This window comes from Paracoccus endophyticus, from assembly GCF_003286075.1.
In the GTDB taxonomy this organism is placed as follows: Bacteria; Pseudomonadota; Alphaproteobacteria; order Rhodobacterales; family Rhodobacteraceae; genus Paracoccus; species Paracoccus endophyticus.
The window spans coordinates 170,923-190,588 of record NZ_QLUV01000002.1; the positions used below are offsets into that span (position 1 = coordinate 170,923).

Below are 19,666 nucleotides of genomic sequence, written 5' to 3' on the forward strand. Positions count from 1 at the left end.
GGCTGTTGCTGCGGCGGGCCGTGGGTGCATACAGTTGCCAAAACGGGGGGACGCATGACCGACAGCAACGCGCCGCGCACGTCGCGCATCACGGCCGAAGAGGCGCTGGCCTATCACCTGGAGCCGCGGCCGGGCAAGATCGACGTGGTGCCGTCCACCCCGATGGCCACCCAGCGCGACCTGAGCCTGGCCTATTCCCCCGGCGTCGCCGTCCCGGTCGAGGCGATCGCCGCGCGCCCGGAACTGGCCTATGACTATACCACCAAGGGCAACCTGGTCGCGGTGATCTCGAACGGGACGGCGATCCTCGGCCTCGGCAACCTCGGCGCGCTGGCCTCGAAGCCGGTGATGGAGGGCAAGGCGGTGCTGTTCAAGCGCTTTGCCGACGTGAACGCCATCGACATCGAGCTGGACACCGAGGACCCCGACGAGATCATCCAGGCCGTGCGCCTGATGGGGCCGACCTTCGGCGGCATCAACCTGGAAGACATCAAGGCGCCCGAATGCTTCATCATCGAAAGCCGGCTGAAGGAGCTGATGGACATCCCCGTCTTCCATGACGACCAGCACGGGACGGCGGTGATCTGCGCGGCGGGCCTGCTGAATGCGCTGGAACTGTCGGGCAAGCGGATCGAGGACTGCCGGATCGTGCTGAACGGCGCGGGGGCGGCGGGGATCGCCTGCCTTGAACTGCTGAAGGCGATGGGGGCGCGGCACGACAACTGCATCATGGCCGACACCAAGGGCGTGATCTGGAAGGGCCGGACCGAGGGCATGAACCAGTGGAAATCGGCCCATGCCGCCGACACCGACGCCCGCACGCTGGCCGACGCGATGCGCGGGGCCGACGTGTTCCTGGGCGTGTCGGCCAAGGGCGCGGTAACGCAGGCGATGGTGCAGTCGATGGCCCCGAACCCGGTCATCTTCGCCATGGCCAACCCCGACCCCGAGATCACCCCCGAGGAGGCGCACGAGGTCCGCCCCGACGCCATCGTCGCCACCGGGCGGTCGGATTATCCCAACCAGGTCAACAACGTGCTGGGCTTTCCCTATCTGTTCCGTGGCGCGCTGGACATCCACGCCCGCGCCATCAACGACGAGATGAAGATCGCCTGCGCCCGCGCGCTGGCGCAACTGGCGCGCGAGGACGTGCCCGACGAGGTCGCGGTGGCCTATGGGCGCAAGCTGACCTTCGGGCGCGACTATATCATCCCCACGCCCTTCGACCCCCGGCTGATCCACGTGGTGCCCCCGGCGGTCGCGCGCGCCGGCATGGATACGGGCGTGGCGCGCCGTCCGATCATCGACATGGACGCCTATGTCCAGTCGCTGAAGGCGCGGATGGACCCGACCGCCACGATCATGCAGGGCCTTCATGCCCGGGCACGGGCTGCGCAGGCGCGCATGATCTTTGCCGAGGGCGACGACCCGCGCATCCTGCGCGCCGCCGTCGCCTGGCAGCGCGGCGGCATGGGCCAGGCGCTGGTGGTCGGGCGCGAGGCGGACGTGGCCGAAAAGCTGACCCTTGCGGGCCTGGGGGACGCGGTGCGGGAACTGGCCGTGGTCAACTCGGGCAACACGGCGCATTTCGGGGACTATCACGATTTCCTGTATCGGCGGCTGCAACGTCAGGGCGTGGACCGCGAGGATGCGGCCAAGCTGGTCCGCCGCGACCGGCACGTCTTTGCCGCGCTGATGCTGGCGCATGGGCATGGCGACGGGCTGGTGACGGGGGCGACGCGCAAGGCGCCCCATGTGCTGGCCCAGATCGGGCAGGTTTTCGACGTGCGCCCGCAGGACGGCGCGGTCGGCATCACCGCGGTCCTGCACCGCGGGCGGATCGTGCTGATCGGCGACACGCTGGTCCACGAATGGCCCGAGGCCGAGGACCTGGCCCTGATCGCCACCCGCGGCGCCCATGTGGCCCGCGGCCTGGGGCTGGACCCGCGGGTGGCGTTCCTGTCGTTTTCCACCTTCGGCTATCCGGTCAGCGAGCGGGCGACCAAGATGGCCGATGCCGCCCGCGTGCTGGACCGGCGCGGCGCCGATTTCGAATACGAGGGCGAGATGACCGCGGACGTGGCCCTGAACCCCGACCAGGCGGCGAAATATCCCTTCAGCCGCCTGACCGGCCCCGCCAACGTGCTGGTGGTGCCGGCGCGCCATTCCGCCTCGATCAGCGTCAAGCTGATGCAGGAACTGGCCTGCGCCACGGTGATCGGCCCGATCCTGACCGGCGTGCCGAAGCCCATCCAGATCTGCGCCACCAACTCGACCGTCAGCGACATCCTGAACATGGCCGCGATTGCCGCGGGCCGGCTGGGACAGGCAAGGTGAGCTGGCCCGAGCTGCTGGCCGAGGCGCGGCAGGGCTCGGCCCTGCGCGCCTCGGCCGCCCACGGCGAACGGCACTGGCGCGCGGTGGCCGCGGTCGGCCTGCGGATCGCCCGGGCCGACGCGCGGGTGGCGGCCGACATCTGCGTGGCCTTTGCGGTGCTGCACGACTGCCGCCGGGTCAGCGAAACCCGCGATCCCCTGCACGGCGCGGCCGCGGCGCGCGTGGCGCGGGGCAGCACGGTGCTGCCTGCGCTGCTGGGACCGTCGCGCGCGGACCTGGTGGCCGAGGCGTGCCGGCATCACAACGGCGGCGCGCCCCGGCCGGACCAGCCGCTTGTCGGCGCCTGCTTCGACGCTGATCGCTTTACCCTGGGCCGCGTCGGCATCGACCCGCAGCCGCGCTTTTTCTCGGTCATCCGAAAGCAACCCGACTTTGCGGCGATGCTGCGCTTTGCCGAACGGGTCAGCGACGCGCCGCCGGACTGGCCCGAGATCTTCGCCTCCCTCGGCTCAGCCTGAAAACAGCTCGCCCCGCGCGACCTGCCGCTGGCGCTCGCGAAAGCGGGCGCGGTCGGCGTCGGTGTAGTCGTCCGCGCACAGGTGACAGGCGACGCCCTCCTCGTACTCGGGCCGTGCCGTGTGGGCGGGCGCAAGCGGGCGGCGGCAGGCGTGGCACAGCAGATGCCCGCCGGGGGCAAGCCCGTGGGTCAGGCTGACGCGACGGTCGAAGACAAAGCAGGCGCCGTCCCACAGGCTGTCGCCCTCGGGCACGTCCTCAAGGTATTTCAGCACCCCGCCGTCCAGGTGGAACACCTCGGGCACGCCCTCGGCCAGCAGGAAGTTGGTCGATTTCTCGCAGCGGATGCCCCCGGTGCAGAACATCGCGATGCGCTGGCCGGCAAAGCGGCCGGCATTGGCGCGCCACCATGCGGGAAAGTCGCGAAAAGACCGCGTGCCCGGATCGACGGCGCCGCGGAACGTGCCGATCGCCACCTCGTAATCGTTGCGGGTGTCGATCACCGCCACGTCGGGCGCAGAGATCAGGGCGTTCCAGTCGGCGGGCGCGACCCGCGCGCCGGCACGTGCCGCCGGGTCTACGCCGGGCTGGCCCATCGTCACGATCTCGGCCTTGACGCGGACCTTCATGCGGCCAAAGGGCATGGCGTCCGCGCCGCTTTCCTTGCAGCGCAGCGCGGCGAACCCCGGCCGGCCGCGCAGATGCGCCAGCACCGCGGCGATCCCGTCGGGCGGTCCGGCGATGGTGCCGTTCACGCCCTCGGCCGCCAGGATCAGCGTGCCGCGCACGCCTGCCGCGGCGCAGGCGGCCAGCAGCGGCCCGCGCCGGGCGGCGGGGTCGGGCAGGGGGGCGAAATGGTACAGCGCGGCGACGGTCAGCATGGCGGGGCCATAGCGGCGGCGCGACATTGACGCAACCGCCTGACGTTCCTAGGGTCCGCCCATCACAGGGGGGAAAACCATGCGGGCCTTGATCGTCGTTGACCTGCAGGTCGATTTCTGTCCCGGCGGCGCGCTGGCCGTGCCCGGCGGGGATCAGATCGTGGACGCGGTCAACGACCTGATGCCCGATTTCGACGCCGTGGTGCTGACCCAGGACTGGCACCCCCACGACCATTCCAGCTTTGCCGACGCGCATCCCGGCCGCGACCCCTATGCGACCGTGCAGATGCCCTACGGCCCGCAGGTGCTGTGGCCGCGCCATTGCGTGATCGGCTCGCCCGGCGCGGCGTTCCATCCCGGGCTGGCGGTGGACGTGGCCGACCTGGTGGTCCGCAAGGGGTTCCGCCCGCAGATCGACAGCTACTCGGCCTTCCACGAGAACGACCGCACCACCCCCACCGGGCTGGCGGGATACCTGCGCGAGCGGGACCTGCGCGACCTGACATTCGTCGGCCTTGCCCATGATTTCTGCGTCGCGTGGTCGGCCATCGACGCGGCCCGGCTGGGGTTCCGCGCCACCGTCATCGAAAAGGCGACCCGCGCCATCGACCTCGACGGCTCGCGCGCGGCGGCGCAGGCGGCGATGCGCGCGGCCGGGGTGCATCTGGCATGATGATCCCGACCATCGACATCGCCACCCGCGTCTACAACCACAAGTGGAAGATCGACCCGATCGTCCGGTCGCTGATCGACACCGACTTCTACAAGCTGCTGATGTGCCAGTCGGTGCTGCGCAACCGGCCGGACGTGACCGTCACCTTCAGCCTGATCAACCGCACGAAATCCATCCGCCTGGCCGATCTGATCGACGAGGGCGAGCTGCGCGAGCAGCTGGACCATGTGCGCGATCTGTCTCTGAGCCGCGGCGAAAGCACCTGGCTGCGGGGCAACACCTTCTACGGCAAGCGCCAGATGTTCCGCCCCGACTTCATGGAGTTCCTCGAGGGGCTGCGCCTGCCGCCCTATCACCTGGAACGCCGCGACGGCCAGTACGAGCTGACCTTCGAGGGGCGCTGGCCCGAGGTCATGCTGTGGGAGATCCCCGCCCTCGCCGTCATCATGGAACTGCGGTCCCGCGCCGTGCTGAAGGATCTGGGCCGGTTCGAGCTTCAGGTCCTGTATGCCCGCGCCATGACCCGCATCTGGGAAAAGATCGAGGCGCTGCGCCCGCTGGGCCCGGACCTGAAGATCGCCGACTTCGGCACCCGCCGGCGCCATTCCTTCCTGTGGCAGGACTGGTGCGTCCAGGCCCTGATCGAGGGCTTGGGCGAGCGGTTCACCGGCACGTCGAACTGCCTGATCGCCATGCGCCGCGACATCGAGGCGATCGGCACCAACGCGCATGAGCTGCCGATGGTCTACGCCGCGCTGGCCGACAGCGACGAGGCGCTGCGCCAGGCCCCCTACAAGGTGCTGGCCGACTGGCACGAGGAACACGAGGGCAATCTGCGGATCATCCTGCCCGACACCTACGGCACGCCGGGGTTCCTGTCGGGGGCGCCCGACTGGCTGGCGGGCTGGACGGGCATCCGCGTGGACAGCGGCGATCCCGTCGCCATGACGGAATACGCGATCGACTGGTGGACATCGCGCGGCGAGGACCCGACGCAAAAGCGGGTCATCTTTTCGGACGGGCTGGACGTGGCCCAGATCGCCGCGCTGTTCCGGCGCTTTCACGGCCGGGTCAAGGTCAGCTTCGGCTGGGGCACGCTGCTGACCAACGACTTTCGCGGGCTGGTGCCCGGCGACGGGCTGGCCCCGTTCTCGCTGGTGTGCAAGGCGGTCGCGGCGAACGGCAGGCCGACGGTCAAGCTGTCGGACAACCCCACCAAGGCGACCGGCCCCGCCAACCTGATCGCCCATTACAAGCGCGTCTTCGGCGTGGGCGACCAGCAGCAGTCCACGGTGATCGTCTGACCGCTGGCGCGCCAGGCGGCCCGCGCCGGGGCGGTCGGCCGTCATCGTCTGGCCGCTGGCGCCAGGCGGCCCCGTCGAACAGCCGGTGGGCGAACGTCGGCGCCTGGGCGAGCGGTTCGGATCGCGCCGTCAGCCCTCGTCGCGCCACTTGTTGACCAGCGGATAGCGCCGGTCCAGCCAGAACGCCCGCGGCGACACGCGCGGCCCCGGCGCCGCCTGATAGCGTTTCCATTCGCTGCCATAGAGCAGCCGTTCCACGTGCTTGACCGTCTCGCGGTCGTGGCCCTGCGCGACAAGATCCGCGACCGAGGCGTCGCGTTCCACCAGCCCGTACAGGATCGCGTCCAGCACGTCATAGGGGGGCAGCGAATCCTCGTCCTTCTGGTCGGGGCGCAGCTCGGCCGAGGGCGGCTTGTCGATGATCGCGGGCGGGATCACCTCGCCCGCCGGCCCGGCCATCCAGTCGCGGTGGTGTTCGTTGCGCCAGCGGCAGGTCTGGAACACCCGCGTCTTGTAGAGGTCCTTGATCGGGTTGTAGCCGCCCGCCATGTCGCCGTAGATGGTCGCATAGCCGACCGCGACCTCGGACTTGTTGCCGGTGGTCAGCAGCAGTTCGCCGAACTTGTTGGACATCGCCATCAGCAGCAGCCCGCGCAGGCGGGACTGGATGTTCTCCTCGGTCAGGTCGGGGGCGGTCCCGGCCATCACCGGCGCCAGGGCCTGCGCCACCGCATCGACCGGCCCGTTGATCGGGACGGTGTCCATGCGGATGCCCAGCCGCGCCGCCAGCTCGGCCGCGTCGTCCAGCGAATGCCGGCTGGAATAGCCCGACGGCAGCCGCACGCCGCGCACGTTGTCCGGCCCCAGCGCGTCGGCGGCGATGGCGGCGACCAGCGCGCTGTCGATGCCCCCCGACAGGCCCAGCAGCACGCGGCGGAACCCCGACTTGCGCATATAGTCCGACAGCGCCAGCACCATCGCGCGATAGTCCTGTTCCCACGCCTCGGGCTGCGGCGCCATCGCGCCCGGCTCGGCCCGCCAGCCCTGGGGGGTGCGGGTGAAATCGACATGGGCCAGCGCCTCCTCGAAGGCGGGCAGCTGCACCACCTTGTGGCCGCCGGGGTTCAGCACGAAGGACGCGCCGTCATAGACCTGATCGTCCTGTCCGCCGACCATGTTGACATAGGCCAGCGGCAGCCCGCTTTCGACCACGCGGGCGACCATGTGGCCCATCCGCAGGTCCAGCTTGTCGCGGTGATAGGGGCTGCCGTTGGGCACCACCAGGATCTCGGCCCCCGTCTCGGCCAGCGTCTCGGTCACGGACGGCCACCAGGCATCCTCGCAGATGGGCGATCCGATGCGCACGCCCGCGACGGCAAAGGGGCCGCTGATCGGGCCGGGGTCGAACAGGCGCAGCTCGTCGAACAGCTCCTTGTGCGGCAGTTCGTGCTTGTAGACGCGGGCCGTGATGTGCCCGCCCTGCAGGACCAGCCAGGCGTTGTGCAGCTTGTCCCCCTCGCACCAGGGGCCGCCGATGCCGATCGCAGGGCCGTCGGCGCAGTCGTCCGCCAGCCGCTGCACCGTGGCCATGGCGTCGCGCAGGAACGCGGGCTTCAGCACCAGGTCCTGGGTCTGATAGCCGGTGATGAACATCTCGGGCAGGGCCACCATGTCCGCGCCGGCCGCGCGCGCCTGCTGCCAGGCGTCGCGCGCCCTGGCGGCGTTGCCGTCCAGGTCGCCCACGGTGGCGTTCAGCTGGGCGAGGGTCAGGCGGAACCGGTCGGTCATCGTGGGCCTCATGCGCGGGTCGCGCGACGGGGGGTCAGGCGCGCCGGGGCAACGATAGGGCCGGCCGGGGGCAAGGGAAAGATGCCGGCGATCCGCCGCCGCCCGGCGGGATGCGGGCGCGGCAGGGGGCCGTCAGGCTTTGCGTCGGCCCCGGCGCTGGGTTAGACGGGGGGCCGCAGGCGGGCGCCGGTCCCGCGCAATGGGAAGGCTCAGGCGATGAACCCCGCAATCCGGGCTGCCGCTGTGGCCCTCGCGCTCGCGGCCGGTGCGGCCGCGCCGACGATGGGACAGGCGCAGCCGGTCGTGACCAAGCAGTATGACGACGGCGGCGTCTATGAAGGCACGTTCCGCAACGGCCGCCAGCACGGGCGCGGCAGCTATGCCCTGCCCTCGGGCTATCGCTACGAGGGCGACTGGATCGACGGCGAGATCAGCGGGCAGGGCCGCGCGACCTATCCCAACGGGTCTGTCTATGAAGGGCAGTTCGCCAGGGGCAAGCCGCATGGCACGGGCAAGATCACCTATGCCGATGGCGGCAGCTACGAGGGCGAGTGGCAGGAGGGCGAGATCACCGGCACCGGCACCGCCACCTATGCCAACGGATCGACCTATCGCGGCGGGTTCCTGAAGGCGCTGCACCACGGCAAGGGCGTGCTGACCCAGCAGAACGGCTATCGCTATGACGGCGACTGGGTGGCGGGCGCGAAAGAGGGGCAGGGCACGATCACCTATCCCGACGGCTCGGTCTATCGGGGCGGGATGCTGGCGGGGATGCGGGCGGGCAAGGGCGTGCTGACAATGCCCGACGGTCTTGTCTATGACGGCCTGTGGGCGGGCGGGCAGATGTCGGGGCAGGGCACGCTGACCCAGGCCAACGGCGACGTGTACGAGGGGCAGATGCGCGCCAACCGGCGCGAGGGGCTGGGCCGGGCCACCTATGCCAACGGCGACGTCTATGACGGCGGCTTCCGGGCCGACAAGCGCCACGGGCAGGGCGTGTTCACCGGGGTGGACGGCTATGTCTATCAGGGCGAGTGGGTCGAGGGCCGGATGGAGGGGCAGGGCCGCATCGCCTATCCCGACGGCTCGGTCTATGAGGGCACGCTGAAGGCCGACCAGCCCGAGGGCACGGGCAAGATCACCTATGCCGACGGCGCGACCTACGAGGGCGGCTGGGTCGGCGGCGTGATCGAGGGGCCGGGCCGGGCCACCTATGCCAACGGCATGGTCTATGAGGGCAACTTCAAGGCCGCCCGCAACGAGGGGCGGGGCCGCATGACCTATCCCGACGGCTATGTCTATGACGGGGACTGGAAGGCCGGGCAGCGCCACGGCACGGGCACCGCGACCTATCCCGACGGCACCGTCTATCGGGGCGGTTTCGTGGACGGGCTGCGCCAGGGCCAGGGGGTGCTGACCACCGCCGACGGGTTCCGCTATGAAGGCGGCTGGACGGCGGGCGAGATCGACGGCGAGGGCGTGGCGACCTATGCCAACGGCGATGTCTACAAGGGTCATTTCGTGGGGGGCAAGCGGCAGGGGCAGGGGGTGATGACCTATGCCGGCGGCCGCGTCGCCGAGGGCGAATGGCGCGACGACCGGCTGAACGACGAGGGCGCGGCAAGCGCCGCCCCGCCGGTTGATCCGGCCGCCGCTCCGCCCGCCGCCGCCCCCTCGGCCGCCGCCCCGCCGGCCGCCGCCCCCTCGGCCGCCGCCCCGCCGGGCGATGCCCCGCCGGGCGATGCGGGGGCCGCCCCGCCGGGCGATGGGGGGGACGATCCGGTGGCCGGGGACGCGGCACCAGCCGCGTCGGGCGCCCCTGTGTCGGACGGCGACGCGCCCGCCGGGCCCGTCCCCAGCGCCCCGGCGTCGGGGGGCTGAGCGCCAGCCGTGATCCGGTCATCCGTTCGTCGCCCGGGTCCGGGGCGGCCACGGGACCGGGCCAGGGCCATGCGGGCCCCATCAAGCCCGATCCCTCTGGCCACCATTCCATCGGCGATGCGTCTGGCGCTGGGGTGGTTGGACAACCGCGCGACGGTTCTGGCCAAAGGCGCTGGACAGGCGGGGGCGCAGGGTGCGGGCCATCGGGATCGTCCTCCCCGCGCCGGTGAACGCGCAGGCCGGGCGCCTCGATGAGGCGGTCGAGCGTGCAACAGGGTGGCTGCTGTGCCTTGCGGCGGCGATGCTGCCCGCACCGGCCCCGCCCGCGCCCGGCACCTGCCGGGACCGACGCCCGCCCGCGGCCCCAAGGCGGCGTGACCGGACCCCTGGCGCGGCCCCGCGCGCGCCTGTGGGGGGCTGTCGGGCCTCGCGTCACAAATTCCACACTGCGGCCAAATGCATCAGGCCAAAGGCGGCAGGCCGCTGGACTGGCAGGATATCAATCGCTAGAACCCCGCCTGCGAGGGCGTGCCGAAAGGCTCGGCCTGACCTGTCGTACCGGCCCGTCCGAAGGGCCACGAAATTGGAGAACCACCGTGTCCCACGCTGACGATCACGCAGGAGACCACGGCGCCACCCGGAGGGACTTCCTCTATTACGCGACCGCCGGCACCGGCGCGGTCGCGGCCGGGGCTGCAGCCTGGACCCTCATCAACCAGATGAACCCCTCGGCCGACGTGCAGGCGCTGTCGTCGATCCAGGTCGACATCAGCGGGGTCGCCGAAGGGACGCAGCTGACCGTCAAGTGGCTGGGCAAGCCCGTCTTCATCCGCCACCGCACCGCCGAGGAAATCGAGCGCGCCCGCGCCGACGACGGCGCCGCGCTGATCGACCCCGACGCCGAGAACGCCAACAAGCCGGGCGAGCCGGCCCTGGATGCCAACCGCACCATGGACGAGGAAGGCAAGTGGCTGGTGATGATCGGCGTCTGCACCCACCTGGGCTGCGTGCCGATCGGCGACGGCGCGGGCGACTTCGGCGGCTGGTTCTGCCCCTGCCACGGGTCGCACTATGACGCCTCGGGCCGCATCCGCCGCGGTCCGGCCCCGCAGAACCTGCTAATTCCGGTCGCGTCCTTCGTGAACGACACCACCATCCAGCTGGGCTGAGGAGACGCGAGCATGGCCGGCATTCCCACGGACCACTATGAACCCAAGACCCAGGCCGAGCGGTGGATCCACCGCCGCCTGCCGATCGTCGAGCTGATCGTCGATTTCGTCACCCTGCCCACGCCCCGCAACCTGAACTGGATGTGGATCTGGGGCATCGTCCTGACCTTCTGCCTGGTGCTGCAGATCGTCACCGGCATCGTGCTGGCGATGCACTATACCCCGCACGTGGACCTGGCGTTCCGGTCGGTCGAGCACATCATGCGCGACGTGAACGGCGGGCACATGCTGCGCTATCTGCACGCCAACGGCGCGTCGCTGTTCTTCTTTGCGGTCTATCTGCACATCTTCCGCAACCTGTATTACGGCAGCTACAAGCCGCCGCGCGAGATCACCTACATCATCGGGATGCTGATCTATGTCGCGATGATGGCGACGGCGTTCATGGGCTATGTGCTGCCCTGGGGGCAGATGTCGTTCTGGGGCGCCACGGTCATCACCGGCCTGTTCGGGGCCATCCCCGGCATCGGCGCGCCGATCCAGGAATGGCTGCTGGGCGGCCCGGCCGTGGACAACGCCACGCTGAACCGCTTCTTCTCGCTGCACTACCTGCTGCCGTTCGTGATCGCGGCGCTGGTGATCGTCCACTTCTGGGCGTTCCACACCACCGGCAACAACAACCCGACCGGCATCGAGGTGCGCCGCACCTCGCGGGAGGAGGCCGACCGCGACACCCTGCCGTTCTGGCCCTACTTCGTCATCAAGGACCTGGTCGCGCTGGCGCTGATCCTGGTCCTGTTCTTCGCCGTCGTCGGCTTCATGCCGAACTATCTGGGCCACCCCGACAACTACATCGAGGCGAACCCGCTGGTCACGCCCGCCCACATCGTGCCGGAATGGTACTTCCTGCCGTTCTACGCGATCCTGCGGGCCTTCACCGCGGACGTGTGGGTCGTGATGGCGGTGGACTGGCTGTCCTTCGGCATCATCGACGCCAAGTTCTTCGGCGTGCTGGCGATGTTCGGCGCGATCATCGTGATGGCGCTGGTCCCGTGGCTGGACACCAGCCGGGTCCGGTCGGGCCGCTATCGCCCGCAGTTCAAATGGTGGTTCTGGCTGCTGGCCATCAACTTCGTCGTGCTGACCTGGGTGGGCGCGCAACCGGCCGAGGGGATCTATCCCTATATCGCGCTGGCCGGCTCCGCCTACTGGTTCGCCTATTTCCTGATCATCATGCCGCTGCTGGGTGTGATCGAGCGTCCCGAGCCGATGCCCGCGACGATCGAGGAAGACTTCAACGCCCACTACGGGCTTGCCAAACACCCGGCCGAATAAGGAGAGGCGCGAATGTCCCTGAGAAACGTTACGCTCACGGCGGTCGCGGCCCTGTCCTTCGGGATGGCGGCGCATGCCCAGACGCGCACGATCACCGTGCCGATGAACGAACCCGGCACCGCGGCGCCCGCGCCGACTGCGCCGGGCACCACGGTGACGCGGAACCCCGACGGCACGACCACGATCGACTCGACTGCCGGCCCGGCCGCGGCGGACACCGTCGCCACGGCCGAGACACCGGCGCCCGCGTCGTCCCTGGCCGAGGCGGCGACCGCCGCTGAAACCGGAACGGCCGCAACGGGCGTCGACCCGGTCACGCCGCAACCCACCGGCACCCCGGGCGAGCCGCCGGCCGCCCCCCAGGAGGGCCTGCCCGCCGCGGCGACAGGGGGCGCGACCGACGGTGCGGCGGACGCTGCCGCCACGCCGTCCGCCGATGCCGCGCCCGTGGACACGGCAGCTCCGGCCGAGGCCGCCGCGGCGACCGACGGCGCGACCGAGGGCATGGCGGACGCTGCCGCCACGCCTGCGGCCGATGTCGCGCCTTCGGCCGATGTCGCGCCGGTGGACGCTGCGGCCCCGACCGAGGTGGGCGCGCCCGCGCCCGACGCCGAGGCCGCGCCCGTCGAGGAGCCGACCCAGAGCCTGGCGCCCGCGTCGGGCGAGGGCGAACCTGCGACCGCCGATGCCGCACCGGCTGACGCGGCTGCGGCCGACGCGGCTGCTGCCGAGGGTGCCGCGCCTCCGGCCGAGGCCAACGCCTCGCCCGCGGCGGATGCCGGGGTCGACCCGGCCGCCGCCCCCGCGGTCGAGGCGGGCCCGGCCGCCGAATCCGCGCCCGAGGCCCAGGTTGTCCCCGATGCCGAGCCCGAGCCGGGCGAGGACACCGCGCAGACCGACACGGCCAGCGAGGGCGGCGGTCCCGCGCAGCCCGAGGCGCACACCGAGACCCCCGGCGTCACGCACGAGCAGCACATCGAGGACGTGGCCTTCAGCTTTGAAGGGCCGTTCGGCCGGTTCGACCAGTTCCAGCTTCAGCGCGGCCTGCAGGTCTATACCGAGGTCTGCGCCGGCTGCCATGGCATGAAGCAGGTGGCGCTGCGCACCCTGGCCGACGAGGGCGGGCCGCAGTTGCCCGAGGATCAGGTCCGCGCCTATGCCGCGCAGATGTCGATCACCGACGCCGAGACCGGCGAGGACCGCCCCCGCGTTCCGACCGACCATTTCCCCACCGTCACCGGCGAGGGCATGGGGCCGGACCTGTCGCTGATGGCCAAGGCGCGTGCCGGGTTCCACGGACCCTACGGCACCGGCCTCAGCCAGCTGTTCAACGGCATCGGCGGGCCGGAATATATCGTGTCGCTGCTGAACGGCTATACCGGCGAGGAAAAGGAAGAGGCCGGCACGACGCTGTATGCGAACACCGCCTTCCCCGGCGGCTGGATCTCGATGCCGCCGCCGCTGGCGGACGATCAGGTCACGTTCGAGGACGGCTCGCCCGCCGACCTGCACAGCGCCGCCATGGACGTCTCGGCGTTCCTGATGTGGGCGGCAGAGCCGAAGATGATGGATCGCAAGCAGGCCGGGCTGGTGTCCGTGCTGTTCCTGATCGTGCTGTGGGCGCTGCTGTACCTGACCAACAAGCGGCTGTGGTGGCGCGTCAAGCATCGCCCGGACGTGCCCGGCGACGGCATGTGACCGCATCACGAAAGGCCAGCCGAACGCGCCCTGCGGGGCGCGTTCGCATGTCAGGGGCACGGACGGCAGGGGAACGGCCATGGCGATCTGGAACCTGGGGTCGATCAACATCGACCATGTCTATCGCCTGACCCGCCTGCCCGCGCCGGGCGAGACGGTCACGGCCACCGGCCTGTCGCTGGGGCTGGGGGGCAAGGGGGCGAACCAGTCCGTGGCCGCGGCCCGCGCGGGGGCGCAGGTCCATCATGTGGGTGCCATGGGCACGGGCGACGACTGGGTGATCGCGCGCATGATCCGGGCGGGGATCGACTGCGCCAACGTCGCCCGGCTGGCGGACCACGCCACCGGCCACGCGCTGATCCTAGTGGACGACGCGGCCGAGAACGCGATCGTCGTGCATCCCGGTGCGAACCGCGCGCTGTCGCGCCACGCGGTCGAAACGGCGTTGGCGGGCATCGGTCCCGCCGACACGCTGCTGATCCAGAACGAGACCAGCCTGCAGGCCGAGGCCGCCGGGCAGGCCCGGGCCGCGGGCGCGCGCGTGATCTGCAGCGCCGCCCCCTTCGATGTGGCGGCCCTGCGCGACGTCATGCCCCATGTCTCGATCCTGGCCCTGAACGAGCCCGAGGCCGCGGCGCTGGAACAGGCGCTGGGAACCGCGCCGCCGGTTCCGGCGATGCTGGTCACGCGCGGCGCGCGCGGGGCCGAATACCGGGACCTGGGCACTGGCCGCGTGACGCGCCAGCCCGCCTTTGCGGTGCAGGCGGTGGACACGACCGGGGCGGGGGACTGCTTTGCGGGATGGTTCGCCGCGGCGCTGGATGCGGGCCTTGCCGTGCCGCAGGCGCTGCGCGAGGCCGCCGCCGCCGCCGCGATCCAGGTGACGCGCGCGGGCGCCGGCGACGCCATGCCCGACCGGGCCGAGGTCGCGGCATTCCTGTCCGCCAGACCCCAGCCCCGGACCTGACTCGACCAGGCACCCCGGGGCCTTGATGCGCGTGACGCTTGCCTGCGGCCGGCTGCGCGCCTATCTGCCCCAGATGCGCATCCCGTTCCTCAGCCGCCGGCGCCCGACCGTCTCTGTCATCCGCCTGCAGGGCGCGATCGGCCTTCCCGCCCGCCACGGCGCGGCGGGCCTGTCGGACGCGGGCCTTGCCACCCTGCTGGACCGGGCGTTCCGGCGCGGGCGGCCGGTGGCGGTGGCGCTGGCCATCAACTCGCCCGGCGGCTCGCCCGTCCAGTCGGCGCTGATCGCTGCCCGCATCCGCCGCCTGTCCGAGCGTCACGGCGTGCCCGTCCACGCCTTTGTCGAGGATGTGGCCGCCTCGGGCGGCTATTGGCTGGCGACGGCGGCCGACCGGATCTGGGCCGACGAGTCGTCGGTGCTGGGTTCGATCGGCGTGATCTCGGCAGGCTTCGGGTTCGCCGATCTGATCGCCCGCCACGGCATCGAGCGCCGCGTCCACACCGCCGGACGGTCAAAGTCCTGGCTGGATCCGTTTCGCCCCGAGACGCCCGAGGACGTGGCCCGCCTGCACCGCCTGCTGGAGCCGATCCACGCCGCCTTCAAGGCGCAGGTCACGGCCCGGCGCGGCGACCGGCTGGCGGCCGACCGCGACCTGTTCAGCGGAGAGATCTGGGTCGGGCGCGAGGCCGTGGAACTGGGCCTCGCCGACGGGATCGGCCATCTCGACCCCACGATGCGCCAGCTGTTCGGCGACAGGGTGCGGCTGGTCCCCTATGGCCAGCGGGTGCCCTTTCTGCGCCGGTTCGGCATCTCGGCGGACGACTGGGTGGACGCGGCCAGCGAACGCGCGGCCTTTGCCCGCGTTACGCCGCAGGGATAGGGGCGCGCGATGGTCAAGACGGTGATCCTGTTCCTGCTGATCATGGTGGCGATCGCGCTGGCGGCGGGGCCGGGGTTCCGCCGCATCGTGGCGCGCCTGCTGGGGCTGACCCGTGGCCGCTGAGGGCGCGGCGCTGGTCACAGGCGCGGCGCGGCGGCTGGGCCGGGCCATGGCGCTGGCCCTGGCGGGGCGCGGCCACGACGTCGCGATCCACTACGACCGCTCGGCCACTGATGCCGAGGCGACCGCCGCCGAGGCCCGCGCGCTGGGCGTGCGCGCCGAGACGTTCCGGGCCGACCTGCTGGACGAGGACGCCACGCAGGCGCTGGTGCCCGCCGTCACGGCGCGGCTGGGCCCGCTGGGGGTGCTGGTCAACAACGCCTCGACCTTTGACCATGACACCCTGCCTGGGGCGACGCGCGCGGGATGGGACCGCAACATGGGGTCGAACCTGCGCGCGCCCTTCGTGCTGATGCAGCAGTTCGCCGCGCAGGTGCCCGACCCCGTCGGCGGGGCCGAGCCCGAGGCGCGGGGGCTGGTCGTCAACATGGTCGACCAGCGCGTGCTGAAGCCCACGCCCGAGTTCATGACCTATTCGCTGGCCAAGGCGGCGCTGTGGTCGCTGACCCGCACCGCCGCGCAGGCGCTGGCCCCGCGCATCCGCGTGAACGCCATCGGCCCCGGTCCCACCCTGCGGGCCGCGCGCCAGACCGAATCGCATTTTGCCCGCCAGCGCGCCGCGACCATCCTGCAACGCGGCGCCGACCCGCAGGACGTGACCGCGGCACTGCTGTATCTGCTCGACGCCCGGTCGGTCACGGGGCAGCTGATCTGCGTCGATGGCGGCCAGCATCTGGGCTGGCGCACCCCGGACGTGCTGGGCCTGGACTGACCCGCCGGTCTGCCGCTGCGGCAGCTTGTCCACGTTTCCCGGGACCGTCACGCGACTGTCAGGAAAGGTGTCGTGATTCCAGCACCTTCCGCAGCATCGTAAAAATAATGAACAAAAACAGCGGCGTGGAAATATGCCTAATAAATGTGCAGACCGGATGAGGGCCAGTCTTTGCTGCTGTGGGACCGCTGAGGCAACAGCAGGTCCACAGCTTTATCCACAGATTCCGTGGACAGGTTTCCGCTTGTGCCAGCAGCGCACTTGCGGGCGGGCCAAGGAATCACTTTCTTGACGCCATGACCCGCATGCCCCCCCCGCATTCGCCGTCCGACCCTGTGTCCGGCGGCCGCGACGACACCCCCGAGCGGCCGGCGCTGACCGGCCATGCGCTGATCCAGGATTACGTCCGCAGGCTCGATTCCAGCCCCGGCGTCTATCGGATGCTCGATGCGCAGGGGGCGGTGCTGTATGTCGGCAAGGCCCGCAACCTCAAGGCGCGGGTGTCGAACTATGCCCGGCCCTCGGGGCATTCGGGGCGGATCGCGCGGATGATCCGCGAAACCGCCAGCATGATGTTCCTGACCACGCGCACGGAAACCGAGGCGCTGCTGCTGGAGCAGAACCTGATCAAGCAGCTCAAGCCGCGCTACAACGTGCTGCTGCGCGACGACAAGTCGTTCCCCAACATCCTGGTCGCCAAGTCCCATCCCTTTGCCCAGATCAAGAAGCACCGCGGGGCAAAGTCGGAAAAGGGGGACTATTACGGGCCCTTTGCCAGCGCGGGCGCGGTGAACCGCACGCTGAACCAGCTGCAGCGGGTGTTCCTGCTGCGGTCCTGCACCGACGCGACCTTCGCCTCGCGCACCCGGCCCTGCCTGCTGCACCAGATCAAGCGGTGCAGCGCCCCCTGCGTGGGCCGGATCGAGCAGGAGGCGTACCGTGCCCTGGTCAGCGATGCCGAGCGCTTCCTGCAGGGCAAGTCCACGGCCGTGCAGGCCCATCTGGCGGCCGAGATGGCCGCCGCCGCCGAGGCGATGGAATACGAGCGCGCGGGCGCCCTGCGCGACCGGATCAAGGCGCTGACCGCGGTGCAGTCGGTGCAGGCGATCAACCCGCGCGGCGTGGCCGAGGCCGACGTGATTGCCCTGCACCTCGACGGCGGACAGGCCTGCGTGCAGGTCTTCTTCATCCGCGGCAACCAGAGCTGGGGCAACCGCGACTTCTATCCCAAGACCGGCGGCGCCGAGAACCCGGCCGAGATCATGCAGGCGTTCGTCGCCCAGTTCTACGACGACAAGGTGCCGCCGCGGCTGGTGCTGCTGAGCCACGGCGTCGAGGACGCGGACCTGATGGCCGAGGTGCTGCGGACCCGCGCCGGGCGGCGCGTCGCGGTCGGCGTGCCGCAGCGGGGCGAAAAGGCCGATCTGGTCGCGAACGCCGCCCGCAATGCGCGCGAAAGCCTGGCCCGCCGGTTGGCGGAAAGCGCCACCCAGCGCCGCCTGCTGGAGGGGCTGGCCGAGGCATTCGACCTGCCCGCGGCCCCGCGGCGGATCGAGGTCTATGACAACAGCCACATGCAGGGCACGGCCCCGGTCGGCGGCATGGTCGTGTCCGGCCCCGACGGCTGGATGAAAAGCCAGTACCGCAAGTTCAACATCAAGGGGACCGAGATCACGCCCGGGGACGATTTCGGCATGATGCGCGAGGTGCTGACCCGCCGTTTCGCGCGCCTGCTGAAGGAGGACCCCGACCGGCAGTCCGAGGCTTGGCCGGACCTGCTGCTGATCGACGGGGGCGCGGGACAGGTCTCGGCCGTGTCGGGCATCCTGGCCGAGCTGGGGGTCGAGGACATTCCCGTGATCGGCGTCGCCAAGGGGGTCGACCGCGATCACGGGAAAGAGGAGTTCCATCGCCCCGGCAAGCGGCCGATGGCGCTGCCGATGAACGATCCGGTGCTGTATTTCATCCAGCGCCTGCGGGACGAGGCGCACCGCTGGGCCATCGGGACCCACCGGGCCCGGCGCACCCGGCAGGTGATGGCCAATCCGCTGGACGAGATCGCGGGCGTGGGCGCCTCGCGCAAGCGGGCCTTGCTGGCGCATTTCGGCAGCGCCAAGGCGGTCGGCCGCGCGGGTCTGGCCGACCTGCAGGCGGTCGAGGGGATCTCGGCCACGCTGGCCCGCACGATCCACGACCACTTCCAGGCCAAGGGCTAGGCCGGGGCCGGGCTCAGGCCCGCGTGCGCTGCCTTTTGCGCGGGCGGGCCGCCGGGCCCGGCGCCTCAGGCCACGTCGGACTGCGAGCGGGGGCTCAGGTGCAACTGGCCGGGAATGTTGAAGCACAGGACATTGCGCTGCGCCTCGCGGAAATAGAACAGCGACTGGGTCAGGTCGCGGATGATGATCCAGCCGAAGCCGCCGGCCGCCAGCGCCGCCCGTTCTGGCGAGCGTGCGAACTCGGGCGCCGACAGGCAGGAAGGCGGCAGCGGCGGGCCATCGTCGGTGACGGCACAGGCCAGCCCGCCTTCATGCGCGGTCACCGACAGGTGGATGGTCAGCGCCCGTGCCGGCGTCCCCGGATGCGGGCCCTTGCCGTGCCCGGTGCCATGCTGGGCCACGTTGTTCATCACCTCGGCCAGCACCAGTTCGACGCGCGCCAGCGCGTCCCCGTCCACGTCGGGGCCGAAGCGGTCCTGCAATTCCAGCAGGGTCGCCTGGATCGCGCCGGGGTCTGCCGGCAGCACGCGGTGAAACATCGGCCAGCCCCGTGTCTGTGCCGGCAGGGCGCGATCCGCGCCGTCGCGGCGATGGCCGGCGCCGGCGACGCGCCGCCACAGGTCGTAAGCGGGCGGTGCCCCGGATGCGGGGGTGGGTCCCGCGCTGTGGTCCTGGTCGATCATGGCGCACGCTCCTGCGGCGATCCGGCGGCGGCGGGGACGGGAACGTCGCTGTCGGGGCCGATCGGCGGATGGATGACGAACACCATGTCCATGCGGGTCAGCCGCAGGACGCGTTCGACATTGGCCGTCAGCCCGGTCAGCTCGATCCGGCGGTCCGGCGGCAGGGTGCGCCGGATCGCCAGGATCGCGCCCAGGCCCGAACTGTCCATGAAGTCGACGCGGGACAGATCGAGCAGGATCACCGGGCCGTTGCGGGCCGCGATCTCGCGCAGCCGGTCCTTGAACCGGATCGCCAGCGCGGCGTCCAGGCGGTTTTCCAGGACGCGAACCCTGACCCCGTCGGCCAGTTCCTCGGTCATCAGCGGCATTGCGGCCCCCTTGCGGCGAATCCTTGCTTGGCCCATGCCTACGCCGAAACCCTTACCATCCCGTTACCGCGACAGGAG

At 71.1% G+C, this 19,666-nt stretch carries 15 protein-coding genes and 1 pseudogene; 12 read left to right on the forward strand and 4 right to left on the reverse strand.

Features of this window, described 5'->3' with window-relative positions:
• The first annotated feature begins 54 nt into the window (after positions 1-54).
• Both DPQ23_RS04455 and DPQ23_RS04460 read left to right on the forward strand, forming a co-directional pair.
• Positions 55-2,337: an NADP-dependent malic enzyme gene (locus DPQ23_RS04455; protein ID WP_112873484.1), complete on the forward strand. Its 2,283-nt coding sequence runs from the start codon at positions 55-57 to the stop codon at positions 2,335-2,337.
• Entirely contained in the window at positions 2,334-2,855 is a 522-nt protein-coding gene (locus DPQ23_RS04460) for an HD domain-containing protein (RefSeq protein ID WP_112873485.1), read from the forward strand. The genes DPQ23_RS04455 and DPQ23_RS04460 overlap by 4 nt, the downstream gene beginning before the upstream one ends.
• On the opposite strand, the gene trhO is transcribed toward DPQ23_RS04460, so the two are convergent.
• Positions 2,847-3,734 (reverse strand): oxygen-dependent tRNA uridine(34) hydroxylase TrhO, encoded by an 888-nt coding sequence (trhO, locus tag DPQ23_RS04465; RefSeq protein ID WP_112873576.1) that lies wholly within the window; start codon positions 3,732-3,734, stop codon positions 2,847-2,849. The two genes, DPQ23_RS04460 and trhO, sit on opposite strands and share 9 nt — an antisense overlap.
• A gap of 79 nt (positions 3,735-3,813) precedes the next feature.
• On the opposite strand from trhO, the gene pncA reads away from it, so the two are divergent.
• Entirely contained in the window at positions 3,814-4,407 is a 594-nt protein-coding gene (pncA, locus tag DPQ23_RS04470; RefSeq protein WP_112873486.1) for a bifunctional nicotinamidase/pyrazinamidase, read from the forward strand.
• Entirely contained in the window at positions 4,404-5,711 is a 1,308-nt protein-coding gene (gene pncB, locus DPQ23_RS04475; RefSeq protein WP_170310757.1) for a nicotinate phosphoribosyltransferase, read from the forward strand. The genes pncA and pncB overlap by 4 nt, the downstream gene beginning before the upstream one ends.
• Positions 5,712-5,840: 129 nt before the next feature.
• Here the strand turns inward: pncB and DPQ23_RS04480 are convergent, their stop codons facing one another.
• Complete coding sequence (locus DPQ23_RS04480; RefSeq protein ID WP_112873487.1) at positions 5,841-7,499, reverse strand: NAD+ synthase; 1,659 nt, start codon at positions 7,497-7,499, stop codon at positions 5,841-5,843.
• A gap of 216 nt (positions 7,500-7,715) precedes the next feature.
• Here DPQ23_RS04480 and DPQ23_RS04485 point away from each other — a divergent pair, with 216 nt between their 5' ends.
• From DPQ23_RS04485 to uvrC, 8 genes and pseudogenes are all read left to right on the forward strand, one after another.
• A complete protein-coding gene (locus tag DPQ23_RS04485; protein ID WP_112873488.1) occupies positions 7,716-9,380 on the forward strand; it encodes an MORN repeat-containing protein in 1,665 nt (554 codons plus the stop codon).
• Positions 9,381-9,976: 596 nt separating this feature from the next.
• Positions 9,977-10,549, forward strand: coding sequence for a ubiquinol-cytochrome c reductase iron-sulfur subunit (petA, locus tag DPQ23_RS04490; RefSeq protein WP_112873489.1), 573 nt, complete (start codon positions 9,977-9,979; stop codon positions 10,547-10,549).
• A gap of 12 nt (positions 10,550-10,561) precedes the next feature.
• Entirely contained in the window at positions 10,562-11,884 is a 1,323-nt protein-coding gene (petB, locus tag DPQ23_RS04495; RefSeq protein ID WP_112873490.1) for a cytochrome b, read from the forward strand.
• A 966-nt stretch (positions 11,885-12,850) separates the two neighbouring features.
• Positions 12,851-13,582: pseudogene (locus DPQ23_RS16105) on the forward strand (cytochrome c1); the annotation flags it as partial.
• Between the two features lie 79 nt (positions 13,583-13,661).
• Positions 13,662-14,549 carry a PfkB family carbohydrate kinase gene (locus DPQ23_RS04505; protein WP_112873491.1) on the forward strand — a complete coding sequence of 296 codons (888 nt, stop codon included), beginning with the start codon at positions 13,662-13,664 and terminating at the stop codon, positions 14,547-14,549.
• Between the two features lie 73 nt (positions 14,550-14,622).
• On the forward strand, positions 14,623-15,429 hold the full coding sequence (locus tag DPQ23_RS04510; RefSeq protein ID WP_112873579.1) for a S49 family peptidase: 807 nt from the start codon (positions 14,623-14,625) through the stop codon (positions 15,427-15,429).
• Between the two features lie 112 nt (positions 15,430-15,541).
• Entirely contained in the window at positions 15,542-16,321 is a 780-nt protein-coding gene (locus DPQ23_RS04515; protein WP_112873492.1) for an SDR family oxidoreductase, read from the forward strand.
• Between the two features lie 305 nt (positions 16,322-16,626).
• The gene (gene uvrC / locus DPQ23_RS04520; RefSeq protein WP_112873580.1) at positions 16,627-18,537 is read left to right on the forward strand and encodes an excinuclease ABC subunit UvrC; all 1,911 of its coding nucleotides are present in this window, start codon (positions 16,627-16,629) and stop codon (positions 18,535-18,537) included.
• Between the two features lie 65 nt (positions 18,538-18,602).
• On the opposite strand, the gene DPQ23_RS04525 is transcribed toward uvrC, so the two are convergent.
• Positions 18,603-19,220, reverse strand: a complete 618-nt coding sequence (locus DPQ23_RS04525) for an ATP-binding protein (RefSeq protein ID WP_112873493.1) — start codon at positions 19,218-19,220, stop codon at positions 18,603-18,605.
• Positions 19,217-19,588 carry an STAS domain-containing protein gene (locus tag DPQ23_RS04530; RefSeq protein WP_112873494.1) on the reverse strand — a complete coding sequence of 124 codons (372 nt, stop codon included), beginning with the start codon at positions 19,586-19,588 and terminating at the stop codon, positions 19,217-19,219. Before DPQ23_RS04530 ends, DPQ23_RS04525 begins: the two co-directional genes overlap by 4 nt.
• Positions 19,589-19,666 lie beyond the last annotated feature (78 nt).